This is a genomic window from Bacillus sp. FSL K6-6540, assembly GCF_038007545.1.
On record NZ_JBBOXH010000001.1, the window covers coordinates 5433276 to 5449537 of the forward strand.

10 protein-coding genes and 1 other annotated feature are annotated in these 16262 nt (G+C 53.1%); all 10 genes read right to left on the bottom strand.

Going from position 1 to position 16262, the window contains the following annotated elements:
• Nucleotides 1-213: 213 nt before the first annotated feature.
• A complete protein-coding gene (locus tag MHH82_RS24155; RefSeq protein ID WP_340968169.1) occupies nt 214-1314 on the bottom strand; it encodes an NAD(P)H-dependent flavin oxidoreductase in 1101 nt (366 codons plus the stop codon).
• 301 nt (nt 1315-1615) lie between these two features.
• Nucleotides 1616-2875 carry a tyrosine--tRNA ligase gene (gene tyrS, locus MHH82_RS24160; RefSeq protein ID WP_015736850.1) on the bottom strand — a complete coding sequence of 420 codons (1260 nt, stop codon included), beginning with the start codon at nt 2873-2875 and terminating at the stop codon, nt 1616-1618.
• A 92-nt stretch (nt 2876-2967) separates the two neighbouring features.
• Nucleotides 2968-3200, bottom strand: a binding site (T-box leader).
• 116 nt (nt 3201-3316) lie between these two features.
• The gene (tetB(58), locus tag MHH82_RS24165; RefSeq protein ID WP_015736851.1) at nt 3317-4132 is read right to left on the bottom strand and encodes a tetracycline efflux ABC transporter Tet(58) subunit B; all 816 of its coding nucleotides are present in this window, start codon (nt 4130-4132) and stop codon (nt 3317-3319) included.
• The gene (gene tetA(58), locus MHH82_RS24170; protein ID WP_251497927.1) at nt 4129-5160 is read right to left on the bottom strand and encodes a tetracycline efflux ABC transporter Tet(58) subunit A; all 1032 of its coding nucleotides are present in this window, start codon (nt 5158-5160) and stop codon (nt 4129-4131) included. The genes tetB(58) and tetA(58) overlap by 4 nt, the downstream gene beginning before the upstream one ends.
• A 246-nt stretch (nt 5161-5406) precedes the next feature.
• Nucleotides 5407-8538: an S-layer homology domain-containing protein gene (locus tag MHH82_RS24175; RefSeq protein WP_340968174.1), complete on the bottom strand. Its 3132-nt coding sequence runs from the start codon at nt 8536-8538 to the stop codon at nt 5407-5409.
• 476 nt (nt 8539-9014) lie between these two features.
• Nucleotides 9015-9962: an ArsR/SmtB family transcription factor gene (locus MHH82_RS24180; protein WP_015736855.1), complete on the bottom strand. Its 948-nt coding sequence runs from the start codon at nt 9960-9962 to the stop codon at nt 9015-9017.
• A gap of 241 nt (nt 9963-10203) precedes the next feature.
• Nucleotides 10204-11601: a family 43 glycosylhydrolase gene (locus MHH82_RS24185; RefSeq protein ID WP_015736856.1), complete on the bottom strand. Its 1398-nt coding sequence runs from the start codon at nt 11599-11601 to the stop codon at nt 10204-10206.
• An 86-nt stretch (nt 11602-11687) separates the two neighbouring features.
• Complete coding sequence (locus MHH82_RS24190) at nt 11688-13430, bottom strand: glycoside hydrolase family 2 protein (RefSeq protein ID WP_340968178.1); 1743 nt, start codon at nt 13428-13430, stop codon at nt 11688-11690.
• Between the two features lie 33 nt (nt 13431-13463).
• Complete coding sequence (locus tag MHH82_RS24195) at nt 13464-14468, bottom strand: aldose 1-epimerase (protein WP_340968181.1); 1005 nt, start codon at nt 14466-14468, stop codon at nt 13464-13466.
• A gap of 12 nt (nt 14469-14480) precedes the next feature.
• Nucleotides 14481-16259 carry a glycoside hydrolase family 2 protein gene (locus MHH82_RS24200; RefSeq protein ID WP_340968184.1) on the bottom strand — a complete coding sequence of 593 codons (1779 nt, stop codon included), beginning with the start codon at nt 16257-16259 and terminating at the stop codon, nt 14481-14483.
• Nucleotides 16260-16262 lie beyond the last annotated feature (3 nt).

A 16262-nucleotide genomic window follows, 5' to 3' on the forward strand; every position in this document is an offset into this window, starting at 1 on the left:
GGCGTTAAGAGAGAACAACGTAATGCAGCGATTCCGACTGAACGGTTGAAGTATCGAAATTAGTGAGAAGGTTTTATATGATGATCAAGCCATCCTTCAAGTTTGGCGGAGATACTTACGATTTCTGATAAAAGGCTGGCAGGCCACCCAAAGGTTCTTCCTTAGGCGGCCTGCTGCATGATGAATTCCTTAAGTTTTGACGCATAACCTCTCTCAGCTCACATCGTCAGAGTTACGATTTGGACATATCAACAGCGCTTCCCGGATTGTCTCGGCTACGATATCTGCTGCCGGTTGCCCCGAAGTGAGCCCTCTTGTGCCTTGCCCTGCCCATAAGGACATATATTCCGGATTGCTTTGGCGATTGGCGGCATTTCGTATGTCGCGGGTCACCGTATTCTGGGTAGGAAAAGGCAGCGGCTCTATGCCGCTTGCATCCCATTGCTTAATGAAGGCATTGCGGATGCCTCTCGCCGGCCGCCCTGAGAACGCTTTGGTAATGACCGTGCTCTCTTCCGTGCTGCGAAGCAGCGCTTGCTGGTAAACCTCATGCGCACCCGATTCGGCCGCCGTCAGAAACCGCGTACCCATCTGAACGGCTTGGGCGCCAAGAACAAGCGAGGCCACGAGTCCGCGTCCATCCATGACGCCCCCGGCGGCAATGACGGGGATCTTGACCCGGTCCACGATCTGCGGCACCAAAGCAAATGTTCCGATTTGGGCCCCCATCGGGTGATCCGAAATATCAAATGTGCCTCGATGTCCCCCCGCTTCGCTGCCTTGGGCAACGACGGCGTCGCAGCCTGCTTGTTCGGCCAGGATGGCTTCGCGGACCGTGGTTGCCATTGCAACCACAAGCAGCTTAGCTTCTTTCGCTTGCCGCATGAGGGGCCCATCCGGAATGCCGAATGCCGTGCTGATAACGGGCACCTTCTCTTCTAGCAGAACCGTGAATTGCTGCTCAAACCAATCGGGCGTTGTTACGTGATCCGACCCCGCATGGGGAATGCCAAGGTCGCCGCGCATCCGGTTTAACTCCTGTTGAACATCTTCGATTCGCTCCTGGCGATCCGAGGCCCGGGACGCAAAAAGATTGACGGCAAAAGGCTTATCCGTCCGCTTGCGGATTTCCTGGATGCTATCGCGAATGGCAGCCGGCTCCATGTAAGCCGCACCCAGCGTACCGAGCCCGCCAGCGTTGGATACGGCGGCGACCAGTTCAACGGTTGTCGGTCCCCCGGCCATTCCAGCCAGTATAAGCGGATAGCGGATGCCAAACCGATCGCACAGCTCGGTCTGCAGTTGAATGTTCATGATATGATCTACCTCCTTTAACGCTAAGGATATTATCCTATTAAAAGAGGGAAACTTTCAAATAAAAGAAAAACGTCAATCGACGAACCCTCTCGAAGACAGACCGCTTATAGCAAATGTTTACTGGTGAGATCAGGAGGGTAAGCCTCGGAAGTTATTCTTTCGCAGCTCTAGTAAAAAGGCCAACCAGAAGATTCTGGCTAACCTGATCATACGAAAGCCGCTAAGCACATGAAACGTGTTTAGCGGCTTTTGCGGGTGCGTTCGTCCGGGGAGACCCTTTTCCCTGATAGTAACTCTTCTAGGACATTTTCACCAAACTGTAGTTTTTCTTGCCCTTGCGAATGATGATAAACCGGCCGCCAATCGCCTGGTCGGCAGTCACCTCGTGGTCCAAATCGCTGACGCGCTCGCCGTTCATCGAGATCGCGCCTTTGGTGATATCCTCACGGGCTTGACGCTTGGAAGGCTCGATGCCCAGATCCACTAGCCAATCGACGATATTCTTCGTTTCCGGCGTTGCTTCGAATGTCGGCATCTCCTTAAAGCCCTGCTCGATCTCATCGGCCGTGAGCGATTTAATATCGCCGCTGAACAGAGCCGCCGTGATGCGCTTGGCCTGCTCCAGCATCTCCTCGCCGTGCACGAATCTCGTCATTTCCTCGGCCAGCGTTTTTTGCGCTTCGCGTTTATGCGGCTCGCTCTGCACCTTTTCGGCCAGCTCGTCAATTTGTTCCTTGGTCAGGAAGGTGAAGTATTTCAAGTATTTGACGACGTCGCGGTCGTCGGTGTTCGCCCAGAACTGGTAGAACTCGAACGGCGTCGTTTTGTTCGGGTCAAGCCAGATCGCGCCGCCGGCCGTTTTGCCGAACTTCGTGCCGTCGGCCTTCAGCATGAGCGGTATGGTCAGGCCAAAGGCTTTGGCTTCGGGTCCTTCCTTCTTCCGGATCAAATCCAGTCCGCTTGTAATGTTGCCCCATTGGTCCGATCCGCCGATTTGCAGCTGCACGTCCTCATGCTGGTACAGATGCAGGTAATCGACCGACTGCAGGATTTGGTATGAGAATTCCGTAAACGAAATCCCGCTGTCAAGCCGGCTCGCAACCACGTCCTTCGCCAGCATCGAGTTGATGCTGAAGTTCTTCCCGTAATCGCGCAGGAATTCGATAATGTTGATCTTATGCGTCCAGTCGTAGTTGTTGACCATGCGGATTTGATTGTCGCCCTCCGTCACGAAGAGCTTTTTCATTTGTCCGGTGAGCGCGTCCACGTTAGCTTGAACCTGCTCCAGCGTCTGCAGGGAGCGTTCGGTTTGACGTCCGCTTGGATCCCCGATGGTGCCGGTCGCGCCCCCGATCAGAATGACCGGACGATGGCCGGCAAGCTGGAAGCGTTTGAGCATGATGAAGGGAATCAGGTGACCGATATGCATGCTGTCGCCCGTTGGGTCCACGCCGCAGTACAACGAAATTGACTTCTCATTCGTAAGCTCCCGGAGGCCTTCGGCATCCGTCTGTTGGTTGATCGCATCGCGCCATTCCAGTTCGTCGATAATATTCACAGCGTTAACACTCCTTCAATACATGATTTTTTCCTTATAACGAAGCGTCCATCTGTTGAAAAAACAAAAAATCGCCCCTTGTCTGTTACAGACATAGGGACGATTATTAACCGTGTTACCACCCAGATTGCACGAATGGTCTGCAACGCTTGCCGCGCGCCATTCATGCCGCTCATTAGACGAGGTATCGTTCGCCGTTTCCGCTCGGCATTACCCGAGATACTCCAGAGTGTAATTCGCTGCGTTGGTTTGTACCGGGTTCCATCGCCCCCCGGCTTTCTAGAACAGGGACCAAGCTGCTACTGGGCTCTTTCAACGTATGTCGCTTATAAGATTACAGACAGTATAGTGAATTAATAAATCGATGTCAACTCCGTTTTGGACGGACGTCCTGCTTCCCCCGGCAGCATGGGTAAATATCGCGGGAGGAGTCCCAGGATATCAGGTGCGGCGCATGTATGCACGAACCGTGATCGGAGCAAAGATCGCCACGATGACCGCGGCGCCGACCAAGGATATCGTCAGATCCCAGCCCACGGTTCCGGCGTTCGTCAGATCCCGGACAGCCGTCACCAGATGCGATATCGGGTTGATGTTCACGAACCACTGCAGCCAGCCCGGCATCGTATCCACCGGCACGAACGCATTGGAGAGAAACGTGAGCGGAAACAGCACGATCATCGATATCCCCTGCACGCCGGAGGCGGATCTTGCAATCACGCCGCAGAAAGCAAAGATCCAGCTAATGGCCCATGAGCACAAAATGACGACCAACCCCGCAAGAGCAACATATCCCAAGCCGCCCTCGGGCCGATATCCCATAATGTATCCCATCGTAAAGGTAAGCACCGTTGCAATGGTATACCGAATCGTATCTGCCAGCAGGGCACCTGCCAGCGGTGCGATGCGCGCAATCGGCAGCGATTTGAACCGGTCGAATACGCCTTTATCCATATCCTCGCGCAGCTGCACGCCTGTGACGACGGAAGTCGTAATCACGGTTTGAACAAGGATGCCGGGAATGATGACGGGCAAATAACTCGCCACGTCGCCGGAGATGGCTCCCCCAAAAATATAGGTGAACATCAGCGTGAAAATAATGGGTTGAAACGTGACGTCAAACAACTGCTCGGGCGTGCGCCGAAGCTTCAGCAGCCCGCGGTAGGCCATTGTCAATGAATTTCGGACCGTCTGACCGAAACTCGTGCGATTTTTGAGTCGACGTTCCGTCCCAGGCTGAATCATGGTGCTGCTCATATCCGTGCCACCTCTCTATCATTGGATTCATAAGCCCCTTGGGCAGCGTCTTCCTTCACGCCGTGGCCGGTGATCGTCAGGAACACCTCATCCAGGGTCGGCTTCTGCACGCTCATCTCGGATAAACCGATTCCTGCCGTGCGCAGTTCGATCAACAGGTCTGTAACAAGGCCCGCATTAGCCATCGGCGCCGTTATCTTTCCGGCTTCCGGCGATACATTGGCATGGACGCCCAGCACCTGTTCCACGGTATGGCGGGCGCGATCCATGTCCCGTGAATCCTGGACAGTCAAATGCAGTGAGGAAGTGCCTACCGACATCTTCAGTTCATCGGCCGTCCCCTCGGCCACAACCCGTCCGTAATCAATAACGGCGATCCGGTCTGCCAGTTGGTCCGCCTCCTCCAGATACTGCGTGGTCAGCAGCACCGTTGAACCGGTCTTCACCAAACGGCGGATCGTATCCCACATCTGGGAACGCGTACGCGGGTCAAGCCCCGTCGTCGGTTCATCCAGGAAGATAAGCGGCGGCTGGGCAATGAGACTTGCCGCCAGATCCAGTCTTCTCCGCATGCCGCCGGAGAAATTTTTGAGCGGACGCTTCGCGGCTTCCGACAAACCGAATTCCTCAAGCAGCTCATCCGCCTTGCGCCGTGCCTCCGTGCGTCCCAGCCCCAACAAGCGGGAGAAGATGATCAGATTCTCCGTAGCGCTGAGCGATTCGTCCACCGACGCATATTGGCCGGTTACCCCGATCAACTGACGGACGATCTGCGATTCCGATTGCACATCGTGCCCGAAGATTCGGGCCGAACCCGCATCCGGTCTTAGCAAGGTCGCCAGCATCCGGATGGTGGTCGTCTTGCCTGCCCCATTCGGACCAAGCACACCGTAGATCGTTCCGGTGCGTACGTTCAGATCCACGCCGTCCACGGCGCGGTTATCGCCGAAGGTTTTGACCAGCCCGTAAGCCTCAACGGCCAAGTCACCAGGGTTTGGCTCTATTTTCTTTTTGTATCCATGCTCCATTATGATTTCCTCCTCTTCGCTAATGGATGATGTTTGAATCGTATCACCGCTATTTAAACGGAATGTAAACCGGGGAAAGAATAGGCTGTCTGCAACAAACTTTGGCGGAATATATGAATTGCTTCAAACCCGTTTCACGACAAGCGGGCTTAGTTAGTTGATTGGTTGGAATCGCAGACAATAAAAATACCCCGTCGTTCAACGCTCTTCGCGCGATCCGGGGTATTTTAAAAATTCTGCTTGATCTCAATGTCCTTTACTTGCAGCGGCCGTCTGTTCATCCAACTCACCCGAGTTCATAACACGGTCGTCTCGTACGGGCCTTTTCAATTCCATAGCTCGGAGGAGAAGGACCACGGCCTCAGCACGGGTTACTTTTTTCTTAGGAAGAAAACTGCCATCTGGATAGCCTGTCATGACTCCCTGCTCCGACATTGCCGCCGTCGCTTCACGGGCCCATGAGGAAACGCTATCCTGATCCATAAATGCCGGCGTTCCTTCCGCTGCGGATAATCCCGCCCATCGCATAACCATTACGGCCATCTGCTCACGTGTAATCGGATCATTCACTCCGAAGTACGTTGCCGTATATCCCTCGATGATCCCGTAGGCTTGGGCTGTCGCAATCATATCTTGTGCCCAATGACCATACGTATCGGGGAAAACATGTCCGCTTCTCTCCTCCATGCTGAGGGAATGAACGAGCAGGGATACAAATTCCGCTCTGCTAACGGGACGTTCAGGTTTAAAGGAGCCGTCCAAATAACCACGAATGAAGCCGATTCGAGCCAACTGGTTAATCATGTCCTTAGCCCAATGGCCCTCAAGATCGGTGAACTCTCTCTCAGGGTTGACATCGGCTTCTTTTTTAACCGTTGTAGCAATCACCGCAAATTTGGCCAAATGATCGATTGACCCGGTCACGGTCCCCTGGTCCCAATCCACTATGATGTTCTTTAGTTCGATCCATTCGCTCGATTTTTCGTTGAGCCAATAAAGACTCACGGCATCCTCTTCATGGTTGACGGCATCGGTTCCAAATTGTAAGTTGAGGGTGACCTCTTTGTGAAAAGCTCCAGTCCAATTCTTCGTAATTTCGATCACTTGGCCGACAAACCGATCGGTTTCAGGTAATGGTAGCCCGCCAGTGTCCTGGATAACCTTAAAGTTGAGACAAAACCCCGCGTTCCAAGCACTCTTCGGTATAATGATCCTACCAATAGGAAATGGAATCGTTTTTCCTTCCGTTCCGTTTACGCATGTGTTGTCCGGCAGTTCATCTGTCCCGCCGCTCACCCCGGAGTCGTTACTTCCGCTTGAACCTCCATCCCCGCTTTTTTCAAGAACGGTGACATGAACAACTGCACGTAATTGGTCCGGGTTGATAACGCCCTCCGACAACTCCAAGGAGCCCTTGAAAATGTAGTCACCTGCTTGCCCGCCATTATACGCCGGTTCTTCATGGTCCCAAGTCACATTTGCCTTGGCAGTACCGCCATGACTTAATCTAACCTCTACCTGCTCAGGAAGAGGAATGGAGGATTTTTTAGTACCGTGGCTTACCCGGATAGCTGGAATATCGTTCACCTTGACGATAAACCTTTGCCCCACCGTTACATGGATCGTTGTCTTCATACGATCCGGATTCGCCATATCTTCCGTTAAATTCACCAAACTGCCCGTGAAGACATAGATGCCTGGGATTGCAGCCTGATAAGGATGATTCTCATCTGCGAAGCTCCATTCCACCTCAGCAGATTTCCTCAATTGACCCGGGCTCAACGTCACTTGGACCGTACCCGGCAAACCTATTTCATCGACGGGCGTTCCGTTAGCGACAGTTAACGCTTTAGGCTCCATGACGCCTGTGATCATATACGGATGAACAGTTACTTCAATCCGGGTGGTTTCGCCGTGCAACGAGACGCTAATCACCGCTTTCCCTGGAGCTTTCGCTGTAACCTGTCCCTCTTGATCAACATCAACAATAGATTCTCCCTCGCTGACAGCATAATCTGCGTTATTCGTTGCAATAAACGACGACTGTTTTTGATGATTAGCGGTCACTACCATTTGAGTACTGTCCCCAACATCCAACGCTTGGGAATCCATCGTGACAACTGTTCTTTCAAACGGATCCTCCCATTGCAGAAACGGCAGCGTCTGCCCGTTATACAGGTACCAGGTATCCTCAAAATCCCAATGATCATATATCTCATACTGCTTCATTTCGTCCCCGGGCACCGGCGTTCCGATCCCGTTGTCAGGAGGGGCCGAATTATATGCACTCGTATTCCAATAGGACGAATCCACCGAGCCATGGCTGATCCCAACCAGCCCTCCGATACCGTAGCCTGCTCCTGATATGGTTCCGGAAAAGTAAGTGTCGCTAATCATGCCCCTGTCCAAATTAACGCCAACCAAACCGCCGGAGACCTGTCGTCCATTCACGGTTCCCGCGGCATATGATGAATGAATCCGGCCGTCGTTGCGTCCTGCAAGGCCTCCAACGTTATCATCTCCAGAGACCTGCGCCGAAGCATAGGATCTGCTCATTTCACCGTCATTCTCTCCTGCCAGACCACCAACGCCGACTAAACCTGCTACCGTCCCTGAGAAAGAGGAGCCGTCAATCAGGCCGTAGTTCATTCCTGCCAAACCGCCGGAATAATGGGATCCTTCTACAGCTCCCGTCACATACACTTCTCGGATCGTGCCGTAGTTAATTCCAGCAGCCCCGCCTGAACTCTGGTGATAATAACTTCCTACGCCTATCCTCACGTCTTCAAGAATGACATTTTCAATAATTCCGCTGTCACCGACAAAACCAAACAAACCCAAGGGGCTCCAATAATGAGCACCTATCCCCAAACCGGTAATGCGATGCCCCTGCCCGTCGAATGTCCCACTGAATCTGGCCGAATCAATCCCGATTGGTTCCCAACCACCTACCAAAGCATAGCCTGACAGATTAATATCATGAGCCAAAAGGTAATGGGCCTCAAGGTTATTTCGGACAGCGTACAACTGCTCAGCTGTCTCGATTAAGTAGGGAAACTCCAGTGAGCCGTCTCCGCCTGCAAATATGCCGAACGCCCCGATATCCGCTGTCTTTGTTTGCTTGGTGCCGTCATCCGGCCCAGCCACCTCCTCTTCCTTTCCGGCTGAGAGAGATTCGTCAGATCCGTCCTCTTCCTCCTTCGCGACTTCTCCTTCATTAGAAGGCAAAGTCACATTTCCATAATATTCGGTTAAAGATACCGGACCTACGGGGCCTTCTGCCGATACTCCATAGACAGGCGGCATACCGAACCACATCAATACTGCCGTCAATACGAAAACCAAAAAGCTATGCTTCCGTTGTCGTTTGTTGTTCATTTTGTTCTTTCCTCCCCCGAGACGTACGGGACTAATTACGTGTTTCATGAACTCTACCCTATAGTAAATTGCTTGGTATGTTCGGGTATGTTTACGAGACACCTGTCAGCCATTTTCCATCTCTCCGTATGATTAAAGGCTTTTCACTTGCAGATGCTGAGGAGTATTGCTCCAATAACTAGTGTAATATATTAAAAAATTGGCGATGTTTCATTTTTGTCTCAAATTATAAGCAGGAGCATATCGTGACCATGGAACCCGGATTGCTCGGCCACAACTCCATAATCGGCTGCTTCAAACCGAAATGTTGGAACAGTCTCCTGTTATAAGCAGCTAAACATGTCAGAGTATGAATGGCGAGCGGGTGTGAAATGAACATTAAGCGAGGAGCAGCTAAAAAAAATGGCAGTGCAGATAAAAACTCTGCACTGCCATTTATGAATTTCATGGTGACAACTGACCCTGCGGCCATGGAATCAAAGCTCTTCCTCATCCTGATCCATCGTATATTTCACCTGCATGATGATATTCTGTTCGTGATCGCCAAACTGGCGGCCGAACAGATTCAGCCCTCCCTGATTCACGGCATCGGGCTTGATGCCGATGCGCAGCCGCAGTTTGGGGCTTGCGGCAATATTCAGCTGATCCAAAGTAACGCTCGATATCTTCTCCATATCCAGCGTCGTCTTCTCATCATCCACGCGCCATGTTTTGAGAAACCCGTATTGCGTTGCCCAATCGTACCACCAGTTCGGGTTCAGCTTGCCGCGGCGATCCCCGAAATCGCCGGGGCTTGTCCACATGCCGATCTCCACGCCATTGACCCACACCGAAATGTTCGAAGGCCAGTTTTGGTCATAATTCGGGGCCTCCGAACACATCTCCATGGACAGTTCAAGCGATTCGATTCGCGCTCCGGCCGGAATATCCATCGGCATCAAGTATTCCAGGTATCCCTTGCGAAGCCAGATGATCTGGGCATTCACGTGCTTGGGATGGTAGAAGCTGGCCGGCTCGTCTTCCTTAATGATGTATCCGTCCGCATTCGCCATTCCACAAGTAGGCGCTACTTCGCAATCGCTGTAATGGCCGATCGGCATATCGACTTCATAGACATGCGTGACTCCCTTAGGAACCGAATTTTTTAAATTCAACGCAAAATGAACATCATCATAATTACGGCTGCACACCTTCATTGCTCCTCGCGAAGCCGGAAGCAATTCCGTATTGATTAACTCGGCCGCTTCCAGCACTTTGATATTGCTCGCAACCGTCGAAACGGGAAGTTTGAGTTTCTCGGCGATTTCGATGATATTCAGGTTCTTGGAATTCAAGAGTCTCAGGATATCCACTCGGGAACGCGTTGACAAGGCATGAGCTACCGTGACCAGTCTTTCCGGGTCGTTAAAACCAAGTTCCAGCACTAATCCGCTCTCCTTTAAACATATTCATTACAATAATTTTACTTCTTAATGAAATGAAAAACAATCACACTGAAAAGGCTTACACAAGCTATTTTCCTGCCTCTTCCTATAAGGCATCGTATAGTCGGATGTAGAAAACCAGTCCCTTCCTAGCCAGAAATGGCTTCCGGGAGAACCGGAAGCCATCCATGATCGAGCTTGCAGCACTTCATTTTTCGGTTGACTAAGCCATCCGCTGGTCCTAATTCGCCGGCTTGATGTCGAAGAAGTCGATTTCTCCGTATCCTTCGCCTTTTGAAAAACGTATCGTGTTCACGCCGGCCTTTAACTGAATCCGCGCCGTGGACAGTCCCCAGTTCTCCCACCCTTTATTCGTAATATGGAACTTGTTGGCCGTTCCGCCATTCACGCTGAGCATAAGATGGGACCAATTCCCTCCGGCCGTTCCGTTCGCCGTGCGGGCCAGCAAAATGTAGTCGCCTGCGGACGGGGCATGCACCGAAAATTCCACGTAGCTCTCCGGCGTATCGATATGCCCCGCTTTCATGCCTCCCGAGCCGTTAGGGCTTTGGGATGCATAGGCGACGCCGCCGAACGTTCCCTCCTCACCTTCATAACGGGTGTGGGCCGCTTCGCCGGAAGGCAGCGCTATCGGAGCATTCGGATTCGCCGGCACGCCGAGGTTCGGCGTATGGTCGGCGTGCCATGTGAATTTCTGCGCTCGGACCTCACGGTTCCATCCCGCGTTGTTATACTTGGCGACATGGTATAGCATCCAGTCCTCCGTACCGTCGGGTGACTTGGTAAACGAATGGTGGCCAGGTCCGTACAGACCGTTGCCGGACTTGAATATCGGCTGGCTGCGCTTGGTCCATGAAGCCGGATTCAGCAAATCGCTGGTTGTGCTTGCCGTGATCAGGCCGAGGCAATAATCATTGGTCCAGCTTCCGCTTGCCGAGTACACCAGGCTGATGACGCCGCCGCGTACAATCACCTGAGGCCCTTCGTTAACATGCGGGGAATGATTCGTTTCCCAGCTGTGCGTAGGCCTCGCGATTTCGACGCGGCTTGAATCAATCGTCCAAGGGTTGCTCATATGGGCGATGTACAGATTCTGCCGCACATTGGTGTCCCCTTCCCAGCCGGACCAGATAAAATACAGCTGACCGTTAACCTGCAGCACCGTGCCGTCAATCGCCCATTTGTTTGTCGGGTCCGTTATCTGGCCTTTGTACTGCCAGGTTCCCTGCGTCGGGTCCGCCGACGTGTTCTCCATGACATACATGCGGTGGTTGACGTTATCCCCGTCATCCTTGGCATAGTAGATGTACCAGGCGCCATTGATGTAATGCAATTCGGGTGCCCAGATCCCGCAGCAGCCCGTTTCCACGACCCTCGTCGGAGCCGCGTCCACCGTGGTAAGCTGGGTGGACTTCCATATCGTCACGTTGCCTCCGGTCGTTTTCGTGAAGTAGTAAAAGCCGTCCGTGTGTTTATACACCCAAGGATCCGCTCCATCCTGCATGACCACGTTATAAAAGTTGTTCTGAAGTGTGGCCGCATGCGTCGCCTGACCCATCGGAAGAATAAGAAATGCGCATATCGTGAGCAACAATTTATTCCGGTAATTCACCTTCATCCTTTCGTCACGTTCCTTTCGGATAATGTGCAATCATACACCAAACATGGTACAAGCCTACTTCAAGATACCGGTCATAATGGGCCTTAATCCTCTATTGCGGCTTTGCGGACGTTAATGCGGCGGATCACTTCAGGATCGAATTTCGATCGTCTGTCATAGGTGTACAATCCGTTCACTTCTTGCTCCACGTCGTACAATTGGGTATAACAGAACCCGAACATCATGGGATGGTCCAGCAGCACGTTCGTTAAGCCCGCATAACGCTCCAGAAACGCTTCTTCGGATGTCGGCCTGTCGCCGTAACCCCAAGACTTCTCGTCTTTTTGGTCCGGATTCCACCAAATGCCGCCGTATTCGCTGATAAAATAAGGCTGGCCGCCATACTGCTGCCGATTCGGGAAGCTGTTGTATACCTCTCCACCGTTCTTCATCGGCTCATATCGCTGCTTGAACGTCTCCGGATTTTGGTCATAATCGTGGATATCGAAAATATCGGTCACCACATGGAAGTTGCCGCTCGTATCAATCACGGGGCGCGTCGGGTCCATTTTCTTCGTGACCTCGTATACAATGCGCAGCACATCGTTATTTTGCTTGGCGCCGTCCCGGTCCCACGTCTCGTTGAACGGGCACCAGCCGATGAGGGCCGGATGATTGAAATCGCGTTCCATGCCTTCGAGCCATTCGGGCAGGAAATGGGACAATCCCTCGGAAGTGGTAATGTCCAGCCCCCAATTCGCATGTTCCCCCCATACCAGATACCCTAACCGGTCCGCCCAATACAGAAAGCGTGGTTCGAATATCTTCTCGTGAAGCCTGGCGCCGTTAAAGCCCAGTCCCATGGAAATTTCGATGTCTTTGCGGAGATCCTCATCGCTTGGAGCCGTATAGACTCCATCCGGATAGAAGCCTTGGTCCAGCACAAGGCGCTGAAATACGGATTTGCCGTTGATGCGGAAAGCCATGCCGTCCAGCATGACGGTTCGGAGGCCGAAATATGATTGGACCGTATCGCTCGGCTGGCCATCTCCTTGCAGTGATAATTCCAGATCGTACAGCCTGGCCTGACCCGTTTCCCACAAATGGACCTCCGACAGTGGAATGGTGAGTTTGACGGACGGCCCGGATACGACAGCACTTGCATTCCCTACCGCATTCCCCTCATACAAGGCGGATGCGGTCAGTTTATGGCCTGCTGCGTTCCCGTCGATTTTAATCTCGAGGTGGGCACAGCCATTATCCGGGTCACCCACCAGCTTCATATCGGACATATAAGCCTGCGGCACTTGCTCCAGCCATACTGTTTGCCAAATCCCCGTCGTACGGGTGTAATCGCAGCCATGCGAATAGAAGCGTCCGCTTTGCTTTCCGCGCGGCTGGCGTCCGGAACGGACATCGTCTTCCGCGCAGACGGTAAGGATATTCCCGCCCGGCTTCACATGCGATGTGATATCAAAACTGAAAGGCGTATATCCCCCGCGATGCGTTCCTACGGATACTCCGTTTACCCAGACTTCGGTTTCATAATCCACCGCCCCGAAGTGAAGCAGAATTCTGCCATTCCAATCCTTGGGGACCTCGAACTCCCGCTTATACCAGACCGCTGCCATGAAATCCTTATACTCAACGCCGGACAGCTTGCTTTCGGGACAGAATGGAACGGTGATCGTTCCGGACAGCTCATGTCCCGGTTCATGGAGTCCGCGCTCCTTCCCGCTCCGGCCATGGTCGATTTCGAATTGCCATGAACCGTTCAGATTGATCCATTGCGGCCTTACCCATTGCGGGCGAGGGTATTCGGGACGCGGTAGTGTTAATTGAGTCATGTCGAACTCCTTTTTATTATGTTTAATTGGGCTTTAGCCCCGGCTTTCCTTTACATACAGCCGACTGGTCTCTTCCCAGATTTCGTCCGGCCCGAGACTGAAGCAGCCGATTTCTTCGGCAGGCATATCCATATTAGGGGCATTGACCAGGTTGATCTGCGGCTCAGGGCAAAAGAATCCCTCGGTCGCTTGGTTGTTCCAGATCATCCATTGCTTGTAGGAAGTGCCTACGTCATAAACCAGAGTAACCTTCCCGGCCTCATCGGTAAGCTCCATCCGGTTCCTTCCGTTCTGGGGCACGGCGGTATAGTGATTATCCATGCTTTCGAAGAACGGATAAACGCCTGCGCCTTGCATGGCCCGTTCATTCGCGGACAGCTCCTGATGGGAGCCGGTGGGCAGCATTCGCCCATCCAGCTCCCATCGCTTCCCAACGGTCAGCTTTAAGCGGTAATCCCGGGCGTCGCCCCCCTCGGCAAACGGCGCGTTAACGGATGTATGAAACGCCAGCAAACACGGCATGGCTTCCGTGCCCATATTGGTGATCAATACCCGCTGAGACAATCCCTGATCGCTTAAGCCGTAGCGAAGCTGAATGCGGAACCGGAACGGAAAGTGTTCGAACACCGGATGCTGTTCATCCACGCGGACAGATACGGTCACATAAGCTTCCTGTCCGGTATGCCCGTATTCGTCCACCACCCATGGAATATTGTACAGGAATCCATGCAGATGATGGCCCGTCGCGTCTTCATTGACCGGGAGCTGATGGATTTGGCCGTTCCACCGGAACCGGCCGTCTTCATACCGGTTCGGAGGAAACAATACCGGAATGCCGTGAATCATCGGCCTTGCTTTGAATGCCGGCATTTCCTCCGGCGTCGGCTCATGCAGAAACCGGTAGCCCTTTTCGATGTCCCGAAACGCTATCAAATTGCCGCCGATATCCGGGAGCATGACCGCTTCATAAGCTCCTGCCCGCAGAAACACGGCTTTCTCGTTATGATATACGCCTTCATAGGCATTCGTCCCGCCCATTTCTTTTGCCTCCTATCGTCCCGTCATGATGTTGCGTATGGTTTCAAGCGGAGCCTTCGGCTTGCGGTCATACGTAAGCAAGCCGTTGATTTCCTGCTCAACATCCGTCAGCTGCGTGTAGCAGTATCCCTGGATCACCGGGGAAGAGAACATTGGATCCACTACGGCCTTGAGCCGGATCAGGAAGTCCTCCTCGTTCTCGGCTCCGGAATATCCCCAGCCTTCCCAATCGCTCTTCTTGAAGGCAATGCCGCCAAACTCCGACACCAGGATGGGTTGGCCCTCATAGGAAGCACCGCCGACGAATATCCTCCGGTTGGCCGGCATGGCTTCCACCGCCGACGCTGCTGTCGCATACCGCTTCTCCAGCACTTCCTGGCGGCTCTCATAATCGTGAATGGTGACCAAGTCCGTGGTCATATGCTCCCATCCGTCGTTATATACAACCGGTCTGCTATCGTCTAACGACTTCGTTAGATGGTACATGGCGAGCCCATGCTGCTGCTGGCGCTTATCCATCTGCACATTGGGAACACCCCAGCTTTCATTCAGCGGGACCCAGGTTATGATGCAGGGATGGTTATAATCCCGCCCGATGATCTCCTGCCATTCCGCCGTGAAACGGCGAACATACGACTCGGAATATTCGTACGCGTTGGCCGCCTCGCTCCATAACAGCAGGCCGAGCTTGTCGCACCAGTACAGGAATCTGGGATCCTCCGTTTTCTGGTGCTTTCTCACGCCGTTGAATCCCATTTCCTTCGCCAGCTCCACGTCGCGCTTCAAAGCCTCATCCGACGGCGCCGTCAGGATTCCCTCGGGAAAATAACCTTGATCCAGCACCAGCCGCTGGAAATACGGGCGATTATTCAGGCACAGTTTGCCGTTCTCGATCGATATCTTCCGCATTCCGAAATAGCTGGATACCTGATCAACGACGTCTCCATCCTGAACAAGGCGGAATTCGATGGTATACAAGTTCGGATGCTCCGGGCTCCACAGGCGTCCCAGGCCATGGTCCGTAAAATCGCTGAGGCCGATGGTCCGCTGCTGCTCCGCGCTGCGAATGGCATATTGATCTTCGGCAACACACTCGCCCTGATAGGATACGGTGATCTGCAGCTTGAGGTCCTCCGTCGCCTTGTAGCCTTCAAGGAAGGTCCGGATGCGAATTTCGTTGCGGTCGATATCGGGCGTCATCATCGTTTTGCCCAAGTGTACCGGGGATACCGGCTCCAACCACACGCTTTGCCAGATGCCGGTCGTACGGGTGTAGAAGATGCTTGCCGAATGCTCAAGCCAGTATTGTTTGCCTCGCGGCAGGGTGACGTCGCGGCTGAAATCTTCCGCCCGCAGCACGAGCGTGTTGCTTCCTTCCACGAGCGAAGCCGTAATGTCGGCCTGGAATGGCGTATGCCCGCCTTCATGCATGGCTACCAAGTGCCCGTTTACCCACACTTTGGCCAAATAATCCACGGCGCCGAAATGAAGCACGATCCTCTTTCCGTTCCAGTCTTGCGGAATTTCGAACGTTCTGCGGTACCACACGACATCATGAAAGGAAGGGTCGTCGATGCCGCTCAGCTTGCTTTGAAACGTAAAGGGAACGTTGATCTTCCTTGTAAAGGAAGCCTGCGATTCTGCCTGATGCCACCCTGCATCCTCGCCGATGGCTTCATCGTCAAAACTGAAATCCCATTCTCCATTGAGGGTTAACCACTCTTTGCGCTGAAACTGGGGCCTCGGATATTCGCTGCGAACCGTTTGTGCCTTGCTAACTTCTGTCGTCAAGAT

Coding starts and splice junctions, on each gene's coding strand:
- MHH82_RS24190 (WP_340968178.1), bottom strand. CDS start 13,430: ATGACTCAATTAACACTACCGCGTCCCGAATACCCTCGCCCGCAATGG.
- MHH82_RS24195 (WP_340968181.1), bottom strand. CDS start 14,468: ATGGGCGGGACGAATGCCTATGAAGGCGTATATCATAACGAGAAAGCC.
- MHH82_RS24175 (WP_340968174.1), bottom strand. CDS start 8,538: ATGAACAACAAACGACAACGGAAGCATAGCTTTTTGGTTTTCGTATTG.
- MHH82_RS24185 (WP_015736856.1), bottom strand. CDS start 11,601: ATGAAGGTGAATTACCGGAATAAATTGTTGCTCACGATATGCGCATTT.
- MHH82_RS24155 (WP_340968169.1), bottom strand. CDS start 1,314: ATGAACATTCAACTGCAGACCGAGCTGTGCGATCGGTTTGGCATCCGC.